We start from the raw sequence: 15,311 nt of genomic DNA, 5'->3' as shown, positions 1-15,311 counted from the left end.
CTCGCGGAGCCGTCAGAGCGAGAAGATGTGGACCATCTCGTCCTTGTTGTTGCACTCCGCGGGCTGGGTGTCCTTCATCGCATCCGACACCATGGCGAGCTGGTTGGCGGACAGGAAGGTCACGCCCTCGATGTTGCAGTAGTCCGACGACGGGAACTCATAGACGGTGCCCGAGTCCAGGAAGGACCAGCTCGTCGCGCTTAGCCTGCCCATCCACAGACGCTTCGACTCCTGTGACGTCACCGCGACCAGGGAGGTTCCGTCAGCCAGGGGGCGGAGCGCGATGTCCGAGAAGTCCGCGAAGTTGATGCCCGAGGGCAGGTACAGCGTCTGCTCGGTCACCCACGACGTGCCACTCTGCGCGAGGACCTTGATGGCGCCCGGGAGCGTTGCGCCGGTGGTGCTCGTGCACGCCTGTCCTTCGCACAGGCCCAGGAGATAGTCGTTGCCGTTACGGCGCAGCCAGCTCACCCCCTCGAAGCCCTTGTTGCTGTCCGAGAAGCTGACGTCGGTGGGCTCTTCCGTGGCACTGTTCCCGCTGGCGGCGGAGTCGTACCGGATGACGCGTCCGCGCGAGGAGCCCTCGGCGACGACGTAGAAGTGCTGGGTATTGTTGTCGTCGTAGGTGATGCCCTCGTACTGGGACTGCTGGGTGGAAGAGCCTCCGCTCGCATAGCTCCCGCTCGTGAGGGCCGGAGAGAGGATGCCGATCTTCGTCATGCCGTCGAAGACGACGTAGAGGGAGCCATTCTGGAGATGGACGCCGCTGGCCTCGTAGTCCGTGATGCCGGGGAGGGGGATGAGGCGCGAGATCTTCACCTCCCGGTCGAGACGAAGCGTCGAGAGCCCCTGGGCGCGCTGCGCCGATTGCTCGGGGGACTCATCGACGGGGGCATTGCAAGCCAGGATGACGGTGGAAAACGTGGTGAGCAGGATTCGGCGGGACATGGTTTTTCCTTGGAGGGGCAGGGAAGGGCACGTCGGGTGCGAGCCCCTGGCAAGAGGCATGTCGGTGCGGCTGGCGCGGCGTCTTCTCTCGGAAGGGGCCAGGGGATGTGTCGCCTTAGCGTACCCGCCACGCGCTCGCGAGTAACCGACAGTTGGAGCAGGCTGTCCTCCGGAGTGTGCACGACCCACGGAGAGAGAGGCAGATGGCCATGGTGATGAAGTCGCGAGCAGTCGTGATGCGGCGGACCGGTCCGCCAGAAGTCCTCGCGGTCGAGGAGCTCGCGCTCGTGCCGCTCGTCCGCGGCGAGGTGAGACTGCGCTCGCTCGCCTCGGCCATCAATCACTCGGACCTCGAGATTCGCGTCGGCAACTGGCCCATCCTGAGGAAGGCGCGCTTCCCCTACGTGCCAGGGCTGGAGGTCGTCGGGGAGGTCGTCGAGGTCGCGGACGACGTGAGTGGGTTCGCCATCGGGGAGCGCGCTTGGACGACGATGCAGGGCCTCGGCGGCGTGCGCGCGGAGCGTGACGGCGGCTATGCCGAGTACGTCACCGTCTCGGCCGACGTGCTCGCGCCGTTGCCGGCCGGTCTGGACGCAGTGGAGTTCGCCGCCATCGGGCTCGCCGGCGTGACGGCGTTCGAGGCCATGCGAAGGCTCGGACCGCTTGGTGGCAAGACGCTCCTCGTCTCGGGGGCGACGGGCGGCGTTGGTGCCGTGGCGGTAGGGATTGGCCGCGCGCTCGGCGCGGACGTCGTCGCGTTGGAGCGAGGCTCTCCGCCGCCTCGGCCCGAAAGCGCCGACGCGGTGCTCGATGGCGTCGCGGGGCCGCTCTTCCCGACCCTCGTCTCCGCGCTTCGCCCCACCGGCCGGTATTGTCTCGTCGGCGCGGCGGCCGGTGGCCAGGTCTCCTTCGACGCCTGGAGCCTGCTCGACGGGCGAGTCCTCACCGGCTACTCGACGGAGACGCTCGACGGAAACGTGTTGCGAGCGGCCACGCGCGAGCTGCTCGCCCTGCGGCTGCCTCCTCCTCCAACCACTGTGCTCCCGCTCGCCGAGGCCGCGCGCGCCCACGAACTCCTCGAGCGACGAGAGGTTCGAGGGCGCGTGGTGCTCGTGCCGTAGGCCGCGGCGGCGGGGACAAGCCCGCGGGCTCAGCGCTTGGGCGCCTTGCCCGCGGACTCCGTGACGAACTCGACGCGGCGGTTGGCGCGCTGTCCCTCGGGAGTGCTGTTGTCCGCCACGGGGCGGCTGGACCCGTACCCCTTGGCGGTCATGCGGGAGCCCGCGATGCCGCGCTCGATGAGGTACTCGCGCACCATGTCCGCGCGCTGCTGGCTCAGCGTGAGATTGAGCTCCTCGGGACCCGTGCTGTCCGTGTGCCCCTCGATGCGAACCGACAGCTCCGGGTGCGCCTTCAGGTAGTCCGCGATGTCATCCAGCTGCCGCTTCTCTTCCTCCCGAAGGGTCGACTCTCCCACCGGGAAGAGGACATGATGGTCCGTCGGCGGTGCGGTCTGCTCGGACGGCGGCGGCTCGCGCGGCGGCGGCTCCTCGCGCGGGGGCTCGGCGGGGGGCGCCTCGGTGGGCTTCTCCTCCTGGACCGGGCAGCCGCGATTCGCCTTGACGCCGGCCTCCTGCGGGCAGGCGTCCTCGTCGTCCGCGATGCCATCCCCGTCCGCGTCGGGGGCGGGGCAGCCCTGGTAGCGCGGGAGTCCCGGCTCGGAGGCGCACCGGTCCTGGCGATCCACGACGCCGTCCCCGTCCGAGTCACCATCCGGGCAGCCGCCGTTGTCCACCGAGCCGGCCTCGAGCGGGCAGCGGTCCTGCGCGTTGGCCACCGAGTCCCCGTCGTCGTCCTGCTCCGGGCACTGCTCGGGCGTGTGGGAGCGGCCCTCCTTGCAGACGTCTTCACGGGCAGAAGTCGCGTGGGGGGCCCAGGCGATTCCCGCGGCCACGCGCAACGAGGGCGTGCCCGGAATGTCCGTGAAGCCATGCCCCGCCATCGCGAATGCCTCGAAGCCCTGGCCCAACGGCAGCCTCAAGCCACCGAGCAACTCCAGCGCCACATCCGGCGCCACGAGCGACTCGGCCGCCTCCAGCGCGATCTCGGCGCGCAGGCCTTCGCCGCGCGTGGCCACCACGAGCCCCTGCTCGAGCTCGCTTCCGAAGTTGCGGCCGGGCTCGACCTCCGTGGAGCGGATCCTCACGCCCGCGCTGGCACCCAGCGACACTGGACCCACCTCGCGTCCCACGGCCACCCGGGGCGCGAACTGGAACCCCGCCCAGCCATTCTGACGGCCGAACGCGCTCGCCGTTCCGCCGGGCAGTCCGATGTCCAGTCCCAGGCCGAGGAACACCGGCGCCCCGTCCTCACGGCGAAGCAGCGCATAGCGCGCGCCCAGCTCCGGCGTTCCCAGTCCGAAGGAGGTCGGCGCCGTCACGCCGACCAGCGACTCCGCGCCCGAGCCTCCCTGGGCGATGATGATGGGCAGCCGCGCGGACAGCTCCAGGCGCTCGACGGGAGACCAGGCCCCCGCGAGCCAGCCCGCGACGCGGTAGTCGATGATGGAGCGCTCCACGCCATCACTGCCCCTGAGCAGCAGGATGCCGCGCTCGTAGCCGGCCATGAGGAGCAGCCGATAGCTCCCCTCGGGGAGCACGTGGCCGGTGTCCACCAGCAGCGAGTCCGTCGCCGCGGGATTGAAGCGCAGGCGCTCCAGGTCCATCGGGAGGATGGGCCCGGCGCTCTGGGTCTGGGCATGGACGGAGGGGGCGAGGAAGGCGGCCAGGAGCGCGGCCAGCGCCGGGCCCTGAGCCTGGGTCCGCGAGGAGCGGCGACGGCGCGACCCGCTCCACCAGGCCAGCCCCAGCAGGAGCGCCAGCGACGAGACCGTCCCACTGCCCGTGCTCTGGCAGCCCCCGCCGGCAATGGACACCACCACCGCCTGGACCGAGACCTGGAAGGAGCACTGCGCGGAGTTGCCGGCCTCGTCCGTGGCGGTGACGGTGACGCGCGTGGCGCCATGTCTGAAGACGCTGCCCGAGGCCGGCGAGGCGGTCACCGTCGAAGAGGAGACGGCGTCCGTGGACGCGGGAAGCTCGAACGTCACGGACGTGCCCGAGGCATCATCCGAGCGCACCTGGATGTCCGCCGGGCACGTCACGGACGGGGGCGTCGTGTCCTGGACGGTGTACTGGAACGCGCACGACGCCGTGTTGCCCGAGGTGTCCGTCGCCGTGGCCGTGACGGTCGTGCTCCCGAGAGGGAAGGTGCTCTCGCGGGGCGGCGAATAGGTCACGGTGGGAGGGGTGGGATCCGTGTCGGTGGCCGTGGCGGACGGCCAGTTGCCCGGGGCTCCGTCGGGGCCCACGGCTTCGCTCACGGTGTCCGCGGGGCAGGTGATGACGGGAGGCGGATTCAGGACGCCGATGTCCACGGTGGCGACGTTGCTGTCCTGGCCGCAGTCCCGGACCTTGAAGGTGAAGCTGTCGGGGCCCTCGTAGCCCGGTTCGGGCGTGTAGGTGAGGGACGGCGGCGTGCCGCTCAGCGTCCCATGGGATGGGGGAGTGACGAGGGTCCAGCTCAACGTCTGCCCCACATCCGGATCGCTCCCGACGAGGGTGATGGCCACGGGCGTGCCGGTGGTCGTGGAGACCGTCTGGGACTGCGCCGTGGGCACGGTATTGGGGAGCACCGTCACCATGCGCCCACCCGGAATGGCATTGGCGAAGACGGACAGGGCATACGCCCCTTGCGGAACATCGGCCGGGACGGTCACCGTCGCGCTCGTGGCGGACATGTCCGTCGCAGGAAGCGTCCACATCCGCCCCCCCTCGGCGCCTCGCAGGCGCACCAGGGGGAAGTCCGTCGGGGAGTCACCGCCGCTGCCGCCGCTCGCGCCCGAGATGCCCCGGAAGCGCAGGCCCTGGAGGACGCTCGGACAGGCGGAGAAGAGGACGTCCGGCTGATTCACCACCGGGCGCCACGCGGGTTGGGCGCCGGTGTCCTCGTACAGCTCGGCTCCCGTCGCGGCCGAGCCACCCGCGAGGAGCACCTCGCCCGAGGGCAGGGCGGCCGCGACGAGCCCTCCGCCCGTGGACGGAGCACTGACGGTGGTCCAATCATGAAGGGCGGGGTCATAGACATCCGCCGAGGTGGAGGGCGTGCCCGGCGCGCTCAGGCCGCCCGCGACCAGGACCTTGCCCGAGGGCGCGAGCGTCGCGGTGTGGAACGCATGCGCCTGGGAGAGCGCGGGCCCGGCGGACCACGTGTTGGAGCCAGCGTCATACAGCTCCGTGGACGTGCGGCCCACGGCGCCCGAGAGCCCTCCCGCCGCCAGGAGCTGGCCGGAGGGCAGCAGCGTCAGCGTGAGTCCTTCGCGGCCCTGGGCCAGCCCCGCGGCGGGGACCCAGGTATTGCTGGCCGGGTCGTACACCTCGGCCGAGGCGAGCGCCGCGCCCGCGCCGTTGCGTCCCCCGGCGACGAGCACCCGGCCATCGGGAAGCAGCGCGGCGGCATGCGCGGACCGGACCGTGGCCAGGGAGCCCGCCGGAGTCCACGTGTTGGCGGCGGGGTCATAGAGTTCCGCCGACCCGAGCACCGTGGTGTCGCGCTGCCCGCCCACGACGAGCACCCTGCCGTCGGTGAGGAGCGTGGCGGTGTGGAAGAACCTGGCGCCGGCGAGCGGCGCGGTCGGGCTCCAGGCATTGGCGGCCTCGTCGTAGCGCTCGGTCGAGCCCACCGAGCTGCCCGCGCTCAGGCCGCCGACGACGAGCACCGAGCCCGAGCGCAGCAGCGTCGCCGTGGCGCGCTCACGCGGAATGGAGAGGGCCGGCGCGGACGTCCAGGCGTTGCCCGCCCGGTCGTAGAGCTGCGCCGAGGCGAGCGACGCACCGCCGCCGTCGCGGCCTCCGGCGACGAGGACGCGGCCGGAGGGCAGCAGCGCCACCAGGGGATCCGCCCGGGTGCCTCCCAGCGCGCCAGCCGGGGTCCACCCATTGACGCCCGGGTCATACAGCTCCGTGCTCGCGAAGAAGAGGGGGCCCGCCACGTTGTTGCCGCCCGTGGCCAGCACCTTGCCGGACGGCAGCAGCGTCGCGGTGTGATTCTCCCGCCCGACCACCAGGGGGCCCCCGGAGGACCACGCGCCGGTGGCGGGGTCATAGATCTCCGAGACCTGCTGCGGAGCCTGGCCGCTGATGGAGCCGCCGGTCACCAGGACCTTGCCATTGGGCAGCAGCGTGGCCGTATGGCCCGAGCGCGCGGAGGCCAGGCTGCCCGTGGCGGTCCACGTGTTGCTCGCCGGATCGTACAGCTCGGCATCGGACAGGGCTCCGCTGGCGCCGAGGCCACCGGCGATCAGCACGCGGCCATCGGGCAGCAACGTGCTGGTGAAGAAGTGCCGCGCGACGAGGGGCGGCCTGGCGGCGGACCAGGTGCCGGTCGCGGGATCATAGAGGTCCGCGCCGGGGACCTCACCCGCCTGGTTGAGGCCACTCACGGCGAGCACCCTGCCGTCCTGGAGCCGCGTGGCGGAATGTGCCTCCCGGCCCAGCGTCATGCCGCCAGTGGGCGTGAACGTGTTGGTGACGGGATCGTACAGGTCGGCGGAGGTGAGCTGGACTCCAGAGGGATTCGTTCCACCGGCGACCAGCACCTGCCCCGACTCCAGGCGGGTGACGCTGGGCCGCACACGCTCCTCCGACAGATCACCCGTGGCCGTCCACGTGTCCGTGGCGGGATCATAGACGCTGCCCGTCAGGGAGCCCGCCAGCGCGAGCACCTTGCCATTGGGGAGCAGCACGGCGTGCGTGTTGCTGCCCCGGATGCCGGGCACCCCCGCGGAGGTCCACGTATCGGTGGCCGGGTCGTAGAGCTCCGCGCCGTTGATGGGGCCCAACCCGGTGACGCCATTGACGATCAGGAGCTTGCCGGAGCCGAGCAGGACGGCGGCATGCCGCGTGCGCGGACTGTCCATGGGCGCGGTGGAGGACCAACCGGGGGCCACGGCCAGGGGCGCGGTGATGGAAGCCACGGCGGCGTCGTTGGCGGGCGCCGGGGCTTCCTTCCCGCAGGACAGCAGGAGCGTGCTCCCCAAGAACACCAGCACCCTGCTGCGGACATCGCGAGGTAACAGCATCACGGGAACTCCAATACGAGGGACCGTTCGGTCTTATACACTCGATGGAGGCCGCCGGGATCTGATACTTGGATCAGCCCGACACATCACCAGGTGGCCTGGGTGTCGGGAATGCAGGGTTGGTAGAGGTAGCCGCTCGCGGTCGGTCCCACCAGTTCGAGGTCACGGCGGCTCGAATTGATGTGCCATTGGTTCGCGCGAGTGCAGTTCGGGTTGGTGTTGTATTCCAGTACGGCTACCGCTTCTTTCCTCACTTCAATTTCTTCACTCCATCACTCCTCGTCCTCGCAGGGCAGGTGGGCGCGGGCCATGAAGTCGGCCCGGTTGGCGACTCCGAAGGGCTTGAGCTTCTCGTAGATGTGACCCAGGTGCTTCTTCACGGTCCCGGGGCTGTTCTTCTCGCCCTTCTTGTTGAGGAGCCGATCGGCGATCTCCTTGTCGGACAGACCTTTGTACAGGAGGTTGGCGATCTCGATCTCCTTGGGCGTCAGGACCTTGAGCCAGACGATGAGCTGGGGATGCGTCACCTCCTGGAAGCGCAGCTGCCAGTACGACTTGTTCCCCACGGGCGGCAATTGGAAGTAGGTCACCCGCAGGGTCTTCCGGCTGCCCTCCATCTCCCAGACTCCCGTTCCGGTCTGCAGGAAGCTCGCCTGGCTCATCGCCTTGTTCAGCTTCTCCAGCAGGGCCAGGGGCAATTGCCCCGGGGGATCCGTGAACCACTTCTCCATCAGCCTGGCGATGGGACCCAGGCTCCGCACCACCTCGAAGCGGGTGGTCAGCACGAGGCTCGCCGTCTTCTGGGCCACCGTTTGCGCCTCCAACAGCCGGCCCGTCAGCTCCCGCTCCACGAACACCTGACAGCGCTGGATGGCCGAGGCGAGGTGCGGCGCGATGTACTGGATGAGGTCGCGCTCGTGGTCGGAGAAGGGCCGGGGCTTGAGGCGGTAGGCGCTGAAGCCACCATTGCCGTCCCAGCCCGCCTGGGTCAGATAGACCGACATGACGTGCTCGAGCGGTACGCCCATGTCCTGGCCGATCCGGTAGATCTTGGTGGCCTGCAGATCCTTGTGCGCGATGATGTCTCCATCCCGCATGACCCGGTTGGGGTTGCGCACGTTGGCGTCACGGATGAAGTCATCCTTCTTCCATTCCTCATACCGGGCGAAGTACACCTCGGGCATCTTCGCCACCAACCAGTCGTCCAGCGAGGGCTGTCCGATGCGCGAGGCGCACAGGGCCATGCAGTCCGCGGACGTCAATCGGATCAGGCTGTCCTCCGTGGTACGCACGACCTCCGAGAGGGTCTTGGCGTGGTTCAGCGCTTCCACCAGCTGGCCGATGAGCAAGCGCTCCTTGGGCTTCATGTGGATCTGATCCCGTTTCATCCTCCCGCCTTTCTTCCAGACCCGTGAGGTTGTTCCAGCTCCGAGCCGGATGTCCACTCGTGGATCTAATCCCCCCGCCGCGGGCTGTCCGTACCTCCCAAGGGGTATGGACAGGGGGCCCCCCATGCATTCTCGGCCTCGAGATGAGGGGAGGGTGCTGGAGCGGCGCCATCCGTCTCTCTTGACACGAGACCGCATGCTCATATTATGAGCGTAATATGAGTGGGTGCCGCGGCGGCGCGGCCCGGCACGAGGTTCCATCTAAGGTCCGCGCGTCGGCCTTCATGTCAGGGAGACGGAAATGCCATTGTGGAAGATCTATCACCCGGTGGGTGCATTCACCGGCGAGGACAAGCACGCCCTCTCCAAGAGAATCACGGAGATCTATTCGATCCTGCCGAAGTTCTATGTCGGTGTGATCTTCCAGGAGATCGCGGCGGACTCGTTTTATATTGGCGGAGAGCCGACGAAGAACTTTGTCAGGATTCATGCGGATCATATTGCCCGCACGCTGAATTCAGATGAGGCCAAGGCGAGATTCCTCGCCAGGGTCGATGCCGCTGTCGCTCCATTCATCAAGGACCGAGGCTTCGATTGGGAGTTCCACGTCGACGAGACGCCCTTCGAACTCTGGACGGTCCAGGGTTACCGGCCGCCACGCCCGGAAACGGAAGATGAGAAGCGGTGGATCGCGGAGAACAAGCCCTCACCCAGGACCCATGCCTGAGGCGGGCCGAGGAATCGAGATCATGAGCAAGGAAAAAGGCCTGGCGGTCGTCACGGGTGCTTCTTCGGGTATTGGTGCCATCTATGCCGCGCGGCTGGCGGCACGCGGCTACTCGCTCTTGCTGGTTGCGCGTCGGCCTGACCGCCTCGCCAGCCTCAAGGATGAATTGTCTCGCGCGCACCGGGTGGACGTGGAGACGCTCGTCGCGGATCTCGAGAGTCCCTCGGATCTGTCGGCCGTCGAGGCGCGCGTCGCGTCCGACGACGTTGCCTTCCTCGTCAACAACGCCGGCGCGGGCGGTCTGGGCAGAAGCGCCAACATGACCGCCGATCAGCTCGATCGCATCATCAAGTTGAACGTCACCGCCCTCACGCGCCTCTCGCACGCGGCGCTGTCGGCCTTCCGAAAGCGCAACGCGGGCGCTCTGGTGAACATCGGCTCGGTCATGGCGCATTCGCCATCGGCGAGTGGCGCCGCCTACAGCGCCTCGAAGGCCTATGTGCTGAACTTCACCCGGTCCTTGCAACTGGAGTACGCGGACAAGCCGATCCAGATTCAACTCGTCATGCCCGGGCCGATCCGCACCGAGTTCTTCTCGTCACAAGGCATGAGCGACGCGGTCTTTCCGAACGAGGCCTATCTCACCGCTGAACAGCTCGTGGACGCCGCGCTCGCCGGGCTCGACGCGGGGGAGGGCGTGACCGTGCCGTCCATGCCCGACGTGCGGACCTGGAACGCGTTGGAGGCGGCGCGCGTCGAGTTCATGAAGGCGACACTGTCGGGCAAGGTCGCGCCGCGCTACCACGGGTAACTTTCAAAACGGAACGCCAGGACCCCCATGCGCCCTGGCAACCGTTCACGGGCACGGAGGACCCCACCGCCCGTGTGTTACGAGCGTGGCCCCTGGTGCGCTACGAGAGGTGCTGAGACTTCAGGAGGAAGACGGCATGCGCGCTTCACATGAGTTCGAGCCGCGGGGGGCGGCGATGCTCCACGGCGATTCTCCACCGGTGGGGGTGCGGACGCGGCGAGGACCCGTCGAGTGTATCTCCCTGGGCGAGGGCCCGGCGGTGCTCGCGCTCCACGGAGCCATGGGAGGCCATGACCAGGCGTCGCTGCTCGCGCGCACGGCCGGAGTCCCGGGCTTCCAGTACATCGCGCCCTCCCGTCCCGGCTTTCTCGGGACGTCCCTCTCGCTCGGGCGGACGCCGACGGAGCAGGCGGAACTCTACCGTGACCTGCTCGACGCGCTCGGCATCGAGCGCGCGGCGGTGATGGCCATCTCCGGAGGCGGCCCTTCCGCGCTCCAGTTCGCGCTCAGCTACCCGGAGCGCTGCTGGGGGCTCGTCATCATCTCGTCGTTCCACTCCCGCTTCGCGGGGCGGCTGCCGATGGCCTGGCACGTCTTGAAGCTGGCCGTCCGCTTCGGCCCGTTCGTCGCCGCGATGCGAAAGAGGAAGGCCCGACAGGATCCGGAGCGGGCCTCGCGCCGGTCCATCACCGACCCCATCCTACGCGCTCGCACGGTAAACGACCCCGAAGCGGGCCCCCTGCTCCGCGAGCTGCAGCGGATCACGTATGACCAGATGCCCCTGCGGGTGGCCGGGACGGAGAACGACATCGCCCTCACGAGCAGCGAGCTGTCGTTTCCCCTCGAGCGGATAGAAGCCCCGATGCTCATCGTGCACGGCACGAAGGACAGCGCGGCGCCGTACGCCCAGGCGCGGCAACTCGCGGCACGCGTTCCCGGCGCCGAGCTGCTCACGCTCGACGGCGGCGAGCACTCCTGCATCTTCACCCACCGCGACGAGGTCCGCGCGCGGGTCGGGCACTTCCTGGGTGTACACGCGCCCAAGGCCGCGGCCTCGTGAGCACCTGAATCACCAGCCCCGCGGCACGTCGCGTGGGCGGCTCGAATAGCGCCGCTCTCGGCTATGGTGGTGTCCGCCATGACGGATACCCCCCTCGACCCGACCTCGCTTCCGCTGCAGCCGACCGCGCCTGGCTCCAGCGTGCGGCGCTTCACCAAGACGTTCCCCACGAAGCTCTCCCCCGAGGTGCTCTGGACGGAGTTCACGCGCACCCTGTCGGACTCGCGCGAGGGGGTGCTGTGGGCGAACAACATCTCCTGGATACGCGCCTTGAACGGCCCCCTGCGGGAGGGCACGGTCCTCGCCGAGCGCATGGAGCCCACGGGCGCCGTGCTGCACTACCGCCTGATGGAGTTCTCCCCCCCGAGGCAGCTGCGGTACGCCTCGCTCCAGGGCCATCCCCTGGCGGCGAGCGCCACGGTCTCCGTCGAGGCGTCCGAGGGGAAGGCCACGCTGCTCTGGCAGGGCGAGTATTTCGGTTCCGAGGCCCAGTTGCTGGGGTTGGACCGCGTCCACGCGGCGTTCTTCTCGCAGTTCGCCGCGCGACTGCAGCAGTTGGAAGCCGCGAGCTGAGTCAGCTCGTCGCGGGCCGCAGCTCCCGGCGGAGGATCTTCCCCACGTTGCTCTTGGGCAGCTCCGCGAGGAACTCGATGGACTTGGGCCGCTTGTAGCCGGTGAGCTGCTCGCGGCAGAAGTCGAGCACCTGGGTCTCGGTGAGGGCCGGATCCTTCTTCACCACGAAGAGCTTCACCGCCTCGCCCGAGTGCGCGTCGGGCACGCCCACGGCCGCCACCTCCAGGACTCCGGGGTGCGCGGCGACCACGCCCTCGACCTCGTTGGGGTAGACGTTGAAGCCCGACACGAGGATCATGTCCTTCTTGCGGTCCACGATGCGCAGGAAGCCGCGCTCGTCCCGGACGGCGATGTCGCCGGATTTGAGGAAGCCATCGGGCGTCATGACCCGGGCCGTCTCGTCCGGGCGGTTCCAGTAGCCGGCCATCACCTGGGGGCCGCGGATGCAGAGCTCCCCGGGCTCTCCGAGCGGCACGTCCTTTCCCTCGTCATCGCGCAGGGCCACCTCGGTGGAGGGCAGGGGCAGGCCGATGCCGCCGGAGTATTCCGTGTCGGTGAGCGGGTTGCAGGTCACCCCGGGGGAGGCCTCCGTCAGGCCGTAGCTCTCCAGGAGCGGCACGCCGGTCAGGGAGAACCACTTCTGCGCGACGGCCCGCTGCGCCGCCGCGCCACCGCAGGTGGTGATCAGCAGTTGGGAGAGGTCGAGCTTGCCGAGGTCGGGGTGGTGGACGAGCGCGTTGAAGAAGGTGTTGACGCCCGGCAGGGCATGGATGGGCCGCTGGGACAGGGTCTGGATGAAGCCGGTGATGTCTCGCGGGTTGGGGATGAGGATGTTCATCGCGCCCACGTGCATGCCCAGCAGCGCGCAATTGTTGAGCGCGTAGATGTGGTAGAGCGGCAGCACGCAGACGAAGGTGAGGGGCTGGCCCTGGCGCTTGCGCAGGACGGGTTGGAGCCAGGCCTCGGTCTGCAACATGCTGGCGACCAGGTTGCGGTGCAGCAGCATGGCGCCCTTGACCACGCCGGTGGTGCCCCCCGTGTATTGGAGGAAGGCGATGTCGTCGGGCGACACGTTGACGGGGGCGAGCGGCAGCGTCTGGCCCTCGGCCAGCACGCGCTCGAACGGGGTCGCCTGGGGCAGGGCAGGGGCGGTGCCCGGCGCGCCCGCGGCGATCGTCACCACGTGCCTCAAGGCGGTGTTCCCCAGGATCTTCTGGAGGGTGGGGGCGAAGCTTTCCAGGAGGAAGAGGGCCACGGCCCCGCTGTCCTTGAGCTGGTACTCCAGCTCGCGCGGGGTGTAGAGCGGGTTGACGTTCACCACGGTGCAGCCCGCGCGCAGGATGGCCGCGACACAGATGGGGTACTGCGTCAGGTTGGGCATCATGATGGCCACGGCCGAGCCGCGCCCGAGTCCCCGGGTCTGCAACCACGCCGCCACCTGGCGCGACATGGCATCGAGCTCGCGGTAGGTGATGGACCGGCCCATGCACTCGAACGCCGGGCGATCGGCGAACGTGCGGAACGACTCCTCCATGAGGTGGGCGAGCGAGGTGTAGCGCGTGCCATCGATCTCGGTGGGAACGCCCGGGGGATAATGCTCGAGCCAGCTCTTCTCCATGCGTGTTGCCTCGTCGATCCTGGGTGTGATGACCCCCGCATGATAGCCGCGCCCGGCCATCGTCGTGGCCTGTTGTGTGGCCTGGCGGCTGAAGAGGCTCGGCTCAGGCACCGTCACGCAAGGTCGGTGGAGGCCGCGAAGTCCTTCTGGGGCTCGATGTCCGCCAGACGCTCCCTGAGCGCCTTCACGAGAGCCGCGTACGCGTCGCCGCCGAGTACCAGGCGCTTGGGCGCGGGATGCTGCTCGACACTGGCGATCATGAGCTGGGCCATCCTGGCGGCGTCTCCCTGGGGAAGGCGCGACGTGTCCTCGAGGAGCGCGTGGACCCTGCCCGCGGGCGTGCCCTCGTAGACGGCCATCTTCGCGCCGACCTTCGCGCTCCCGAAGCGGAACTTCGTTCGCGCGCCGCCCGGCTCGACGATCGTGACGCCGATGTTGAACGGCGCGAGCTCCTGCATCATCGACTCGACGAAGCCTTCGATGCCCCACTTGCTCGCGTGGTAGAGCGATCCCCCGGCCCCGGCCGTCTGTCCGCCGTACGTCGAGACCTGGAGGATTCGCCCACCCCCTTGCGCGCGCAGGTGCGGAGTGGCGGCGCGAATGACCTGGATCGAGCCGAGCAGGTTGGTGTTGAGCTGGTGGATGATCTGCTCATCCGTGAGCGCCTCGGCGGCGCCGAAGAGGCCGTAGCCGGCGTTGTTGACGACCACGTCCACCCGCCCGAGTTCGGCGAACGCCCGGTTCACCACCTGCTTGATGGCCGGCGTATCGGTGACATCGAGGTGCGCGAGCCAGAGGCGCTCGCCGTGGCGGGTCGCGAGATCGTTCATCGAATCCAGCTGGCGAACGGTGCCCGCGACGCGGTCGCCGCGCGCCAGGAGCTGCTCCGTCATGTGGCGGCCGAAGCCACTGCCCACGCCCGTGATGAACCAGGTTCTCTGTGTCATGGCCATGTCCTTGTGAGGTGTTGCGAGGTAGAGGCGGCCATCTTTCGCATCCAGGGGAGACATGGACAATGCCCCCGGGAAGAGACACACTGGAACGCATGCCGTACCAATCAGAACACGCGCTCGAGGAGCTCCAGGCCTTCGTCGCGGTGGTCGAGGCCCAGGGGTTCAGCGCCGCCGCGCGGGCGACGCGGGGGAGGAAGGCGACGCTCAGCAAGCGCGTTCAGGAACTCGAGGCGCGCCTGGGCGTGCCCCTGCTCGTGCGGACCACGCGCTCGCTGAGGCTGACCGACGAGGGCCGCGCCTATTTCGAGCATGCGTCGCGCGCACTCGCCTCGGTGCGTGACGCCGAGGCCGTGGTCCTCTCCGCGAAGGCCGAGCCGCGCGGCGTCTTGCGTGTCACGACCTCGGCGTCGATGGCGGCCCTGGTGATGGACAGCGTGGTGGAGACCTACCTCGCCAGGCATGCGCGGGTGCGCGTCGAGCTCCACGTCTCGGAGCATCGCGGAGATCTCATCCGCGAGGGCTTCGACCTCGCCGTGTGGGCGGGCGCGCTCGAGGACTCATCGCTCATCGCGCGCAGGCTCGGCATCGCCGACGGGGGTTACTACGCCAGCCCGCGCTATCTCGCGCGGAGACCCGAGCCGACGTCGCCAGAAGAACTCTCGGCGCACGACACGATCGCGGTTCCCAAGGGCGATGCGCCGATGGACTGGACCTTCGTCGTCTCGGGACGGCCCAAGCGCGTCACGTTGCGCCCCCGCCTGGTCGTGTCTGATCTGGCGCTCGCGGCCCGGGCCGCGGCGGCGGGGATGGGGATCGTCCGCGCTCCTTATTCGGTCGTGGAGCCGTATGTCGCCAAGAAGCAGCTCGTGGCCATCCTGCGAGAGTCGACACCGCCCGGGCTCGAGGTGCATGCCGTCTTTCCCGCCGGCGGAGCACTCGTGCCCAAGACGCGCGTGTTCGTGGATCTGCTTCAGGCGTGGTTCGAGCGCGAGCCGCACGGAGCCAGGCGCGGCGACAGACAGCGCTGAGCGCGAGACCCGCGGGTTTGACCAGTAAGAGACGGCGCACAGGACACCTGGGCCGATGGCCAGCCC

Annotated in this window: 11 protein-coding genes; 6 read left to right on the top strand and 5 right to left on the bottom strand. The window is 69.2% G+C overall.

Going from position 1 to position 15,311, the window contains the following annotated elements; genetic code table 11:
* Positions 1–12 precede the first annotated feature (12 nt).
* Entirely contained in the window at positions 13–948 is a 936-nt protein-coding gene (locus F0U63_RS24825) for a hypothetical protein (protein ID WP_395833033.1), read from the bottom strand.
* Between the two features lie 203 nt (positions 949–1,151).
* Here F0U63_RS24825 and F0U63_RS24820 point away from each other — a divergent pair, with 203 nt between their 5' ends.
* Positions 1,152–2,069, top strand: coding sequence for a zinc-binding alcohol dehydrogenase family protein (locus F0U63_RS24820; RefSeq protein WP_395833031.1), 918 nt, complete (start codon positions 1,152–1,154; stop codon positions 2,067–2,069).
* Between the two features lie 29 nt (positions 2,070–2,098).
* Here F0U63_RS24820 and F0U63_RS24815 read toward each other — a convergent pair whose 3' ends face one another.
* Positions 2,099–7,087, bottom strand: coding sequence for a kelch repeat-containing protein (locus F0U63_RS24815; protein WP_395833029.1), 4,989 nt, complete (start codon positions 7,085–7,087; stop codon positions 2,099–2,101).
* 272 nt (positions 7,088–7,359) lie between these two features.
* Entirely contained in the window at positions 7,360–8,475 is a 1,116-nt protein-coding gene (locus F0U63_RS24810) for a LuxR C-terminal-related transcriptional regulator (RefSeq protein ID WP_395833027.1), read from the bottom strand.
* Positions 8,476–8,776: 301 nt separating this feature from the next.
* Here F0U63_RS24810 and F0U63_RS24805 point away from each other — a divergent pair, with 301 nt between their 5' ends.
* The 4 genes from F0U63_RS24805 (at position 8,777) to F0U63_RS24790 (ending at position 11,646) form a co-directional block, all read left to right on the top strand.
* Complete coding sequence (locus F0U63_RS24805) at positions 8,777–9,202, top strand: tautomerase family protein (RefSeq protein ID WP_395833025.1); 426 nt, start codon at positions 8,777–8,779, stop codon at positions 9,200–9,202.
* A 22-nt stretch (positions 9,203–9,224) separates the two neighbouring features.
* Complete coding sequence (locus F0U63_RS24800) at positions 9,225–10,013, top strand: SDR family NAD(P)-dependent oxidoreductase (protein WP_395833023.1); 789 nt, start codon at positions 9,225–9,227, stop codon at positions 10,011–10,013.
* 136 nt (positions 10,014–10,149) lie between these two features.
* Positions 10,150–11,073, top strand: a complete 924-nt coding sequence (locus F0U63_RS24795; protein WP_395833021.1) for an alpha/beta fold hydrolase — start codon at positions 10,150–10,152, stop codon at positions 11,071–11,073.
* A 78-nt stretch (positions 11,074–11,151) separates the two neighbouring features.
* Positions 11,152–11,646, top strand: coding sequence for a hypothetical protein (locus F0U63_RS24790; protein ID WP_395833019.1), 495 nt, complete (start codon positions 11,152–11,154; stop codon positions 11,644–11,646).
* Between the two features lies 1 nt (position 11,647).
* Here F0U63_RS24790 and F0U63_RS24785 read toward each other — a convergent pair whose 3' ends face one another.
* Both F0U63_RS24785 and F0U63_RS24780 read right to left on the bottom strand, forming a co-directional pair.
* On the bottom strand, positions 11,648–13,264 hold the full coding sequence (locus tag F0U63_RS24785) for an AMP-binding protein (RefSeq protein WP_395833017.1): 1,617 nt from the start codon (positions 13,262–13,264) through the stop codon (positions 11,648–11,650).
* A 113-nt stretch (positions 13,265–13,377) separates the two neighbouring features.
* Positions 13,378–14,211: an SDR family oxidoreductase gene (locus tag F0U63_RS24780; RefSeq protein WP_395833015.1), complete on the bottom strand. Its 834-nt coding sequence runs from the start codon at positions 14,209–14,211 to the stop codon at positions 13,378–13,380.
* A 98-nt stretch (positions 14,212–14,309) separates the two neighbouring features.
* Between F0U63_RS24780 and F0U63_RS24775 the strand changes: the two genes are divergently transcribed.
* A complete protein-coding gene (locus F0U63_RS24775; RefSeq protein WP_395833013.1) occupies positions 14,310–15,245 on the top strand; it encodes a LysR family transcriptional regulator in 936 nt (311 codons plus the stop codon).
* The last annotated feature ends 66 nt before the right edge of the window (positions 15,246–15,311 follow it).

This window comes from Cystobacter fuscus, assembly GCF_044360685.1.
In the GTDB taxonomy this organism is placed as follows: Bacteria; Myxococcota; Myxococcia; order Myxococcales; family Myxococcaceae; genus Cystobacter; species Cystobacter fuscus_C.
The sequence above is the reverse complement of the archived record's forward strand: the minus strand, read 5'-3'. Positions and strand labels throughout refer to the sequence as shown.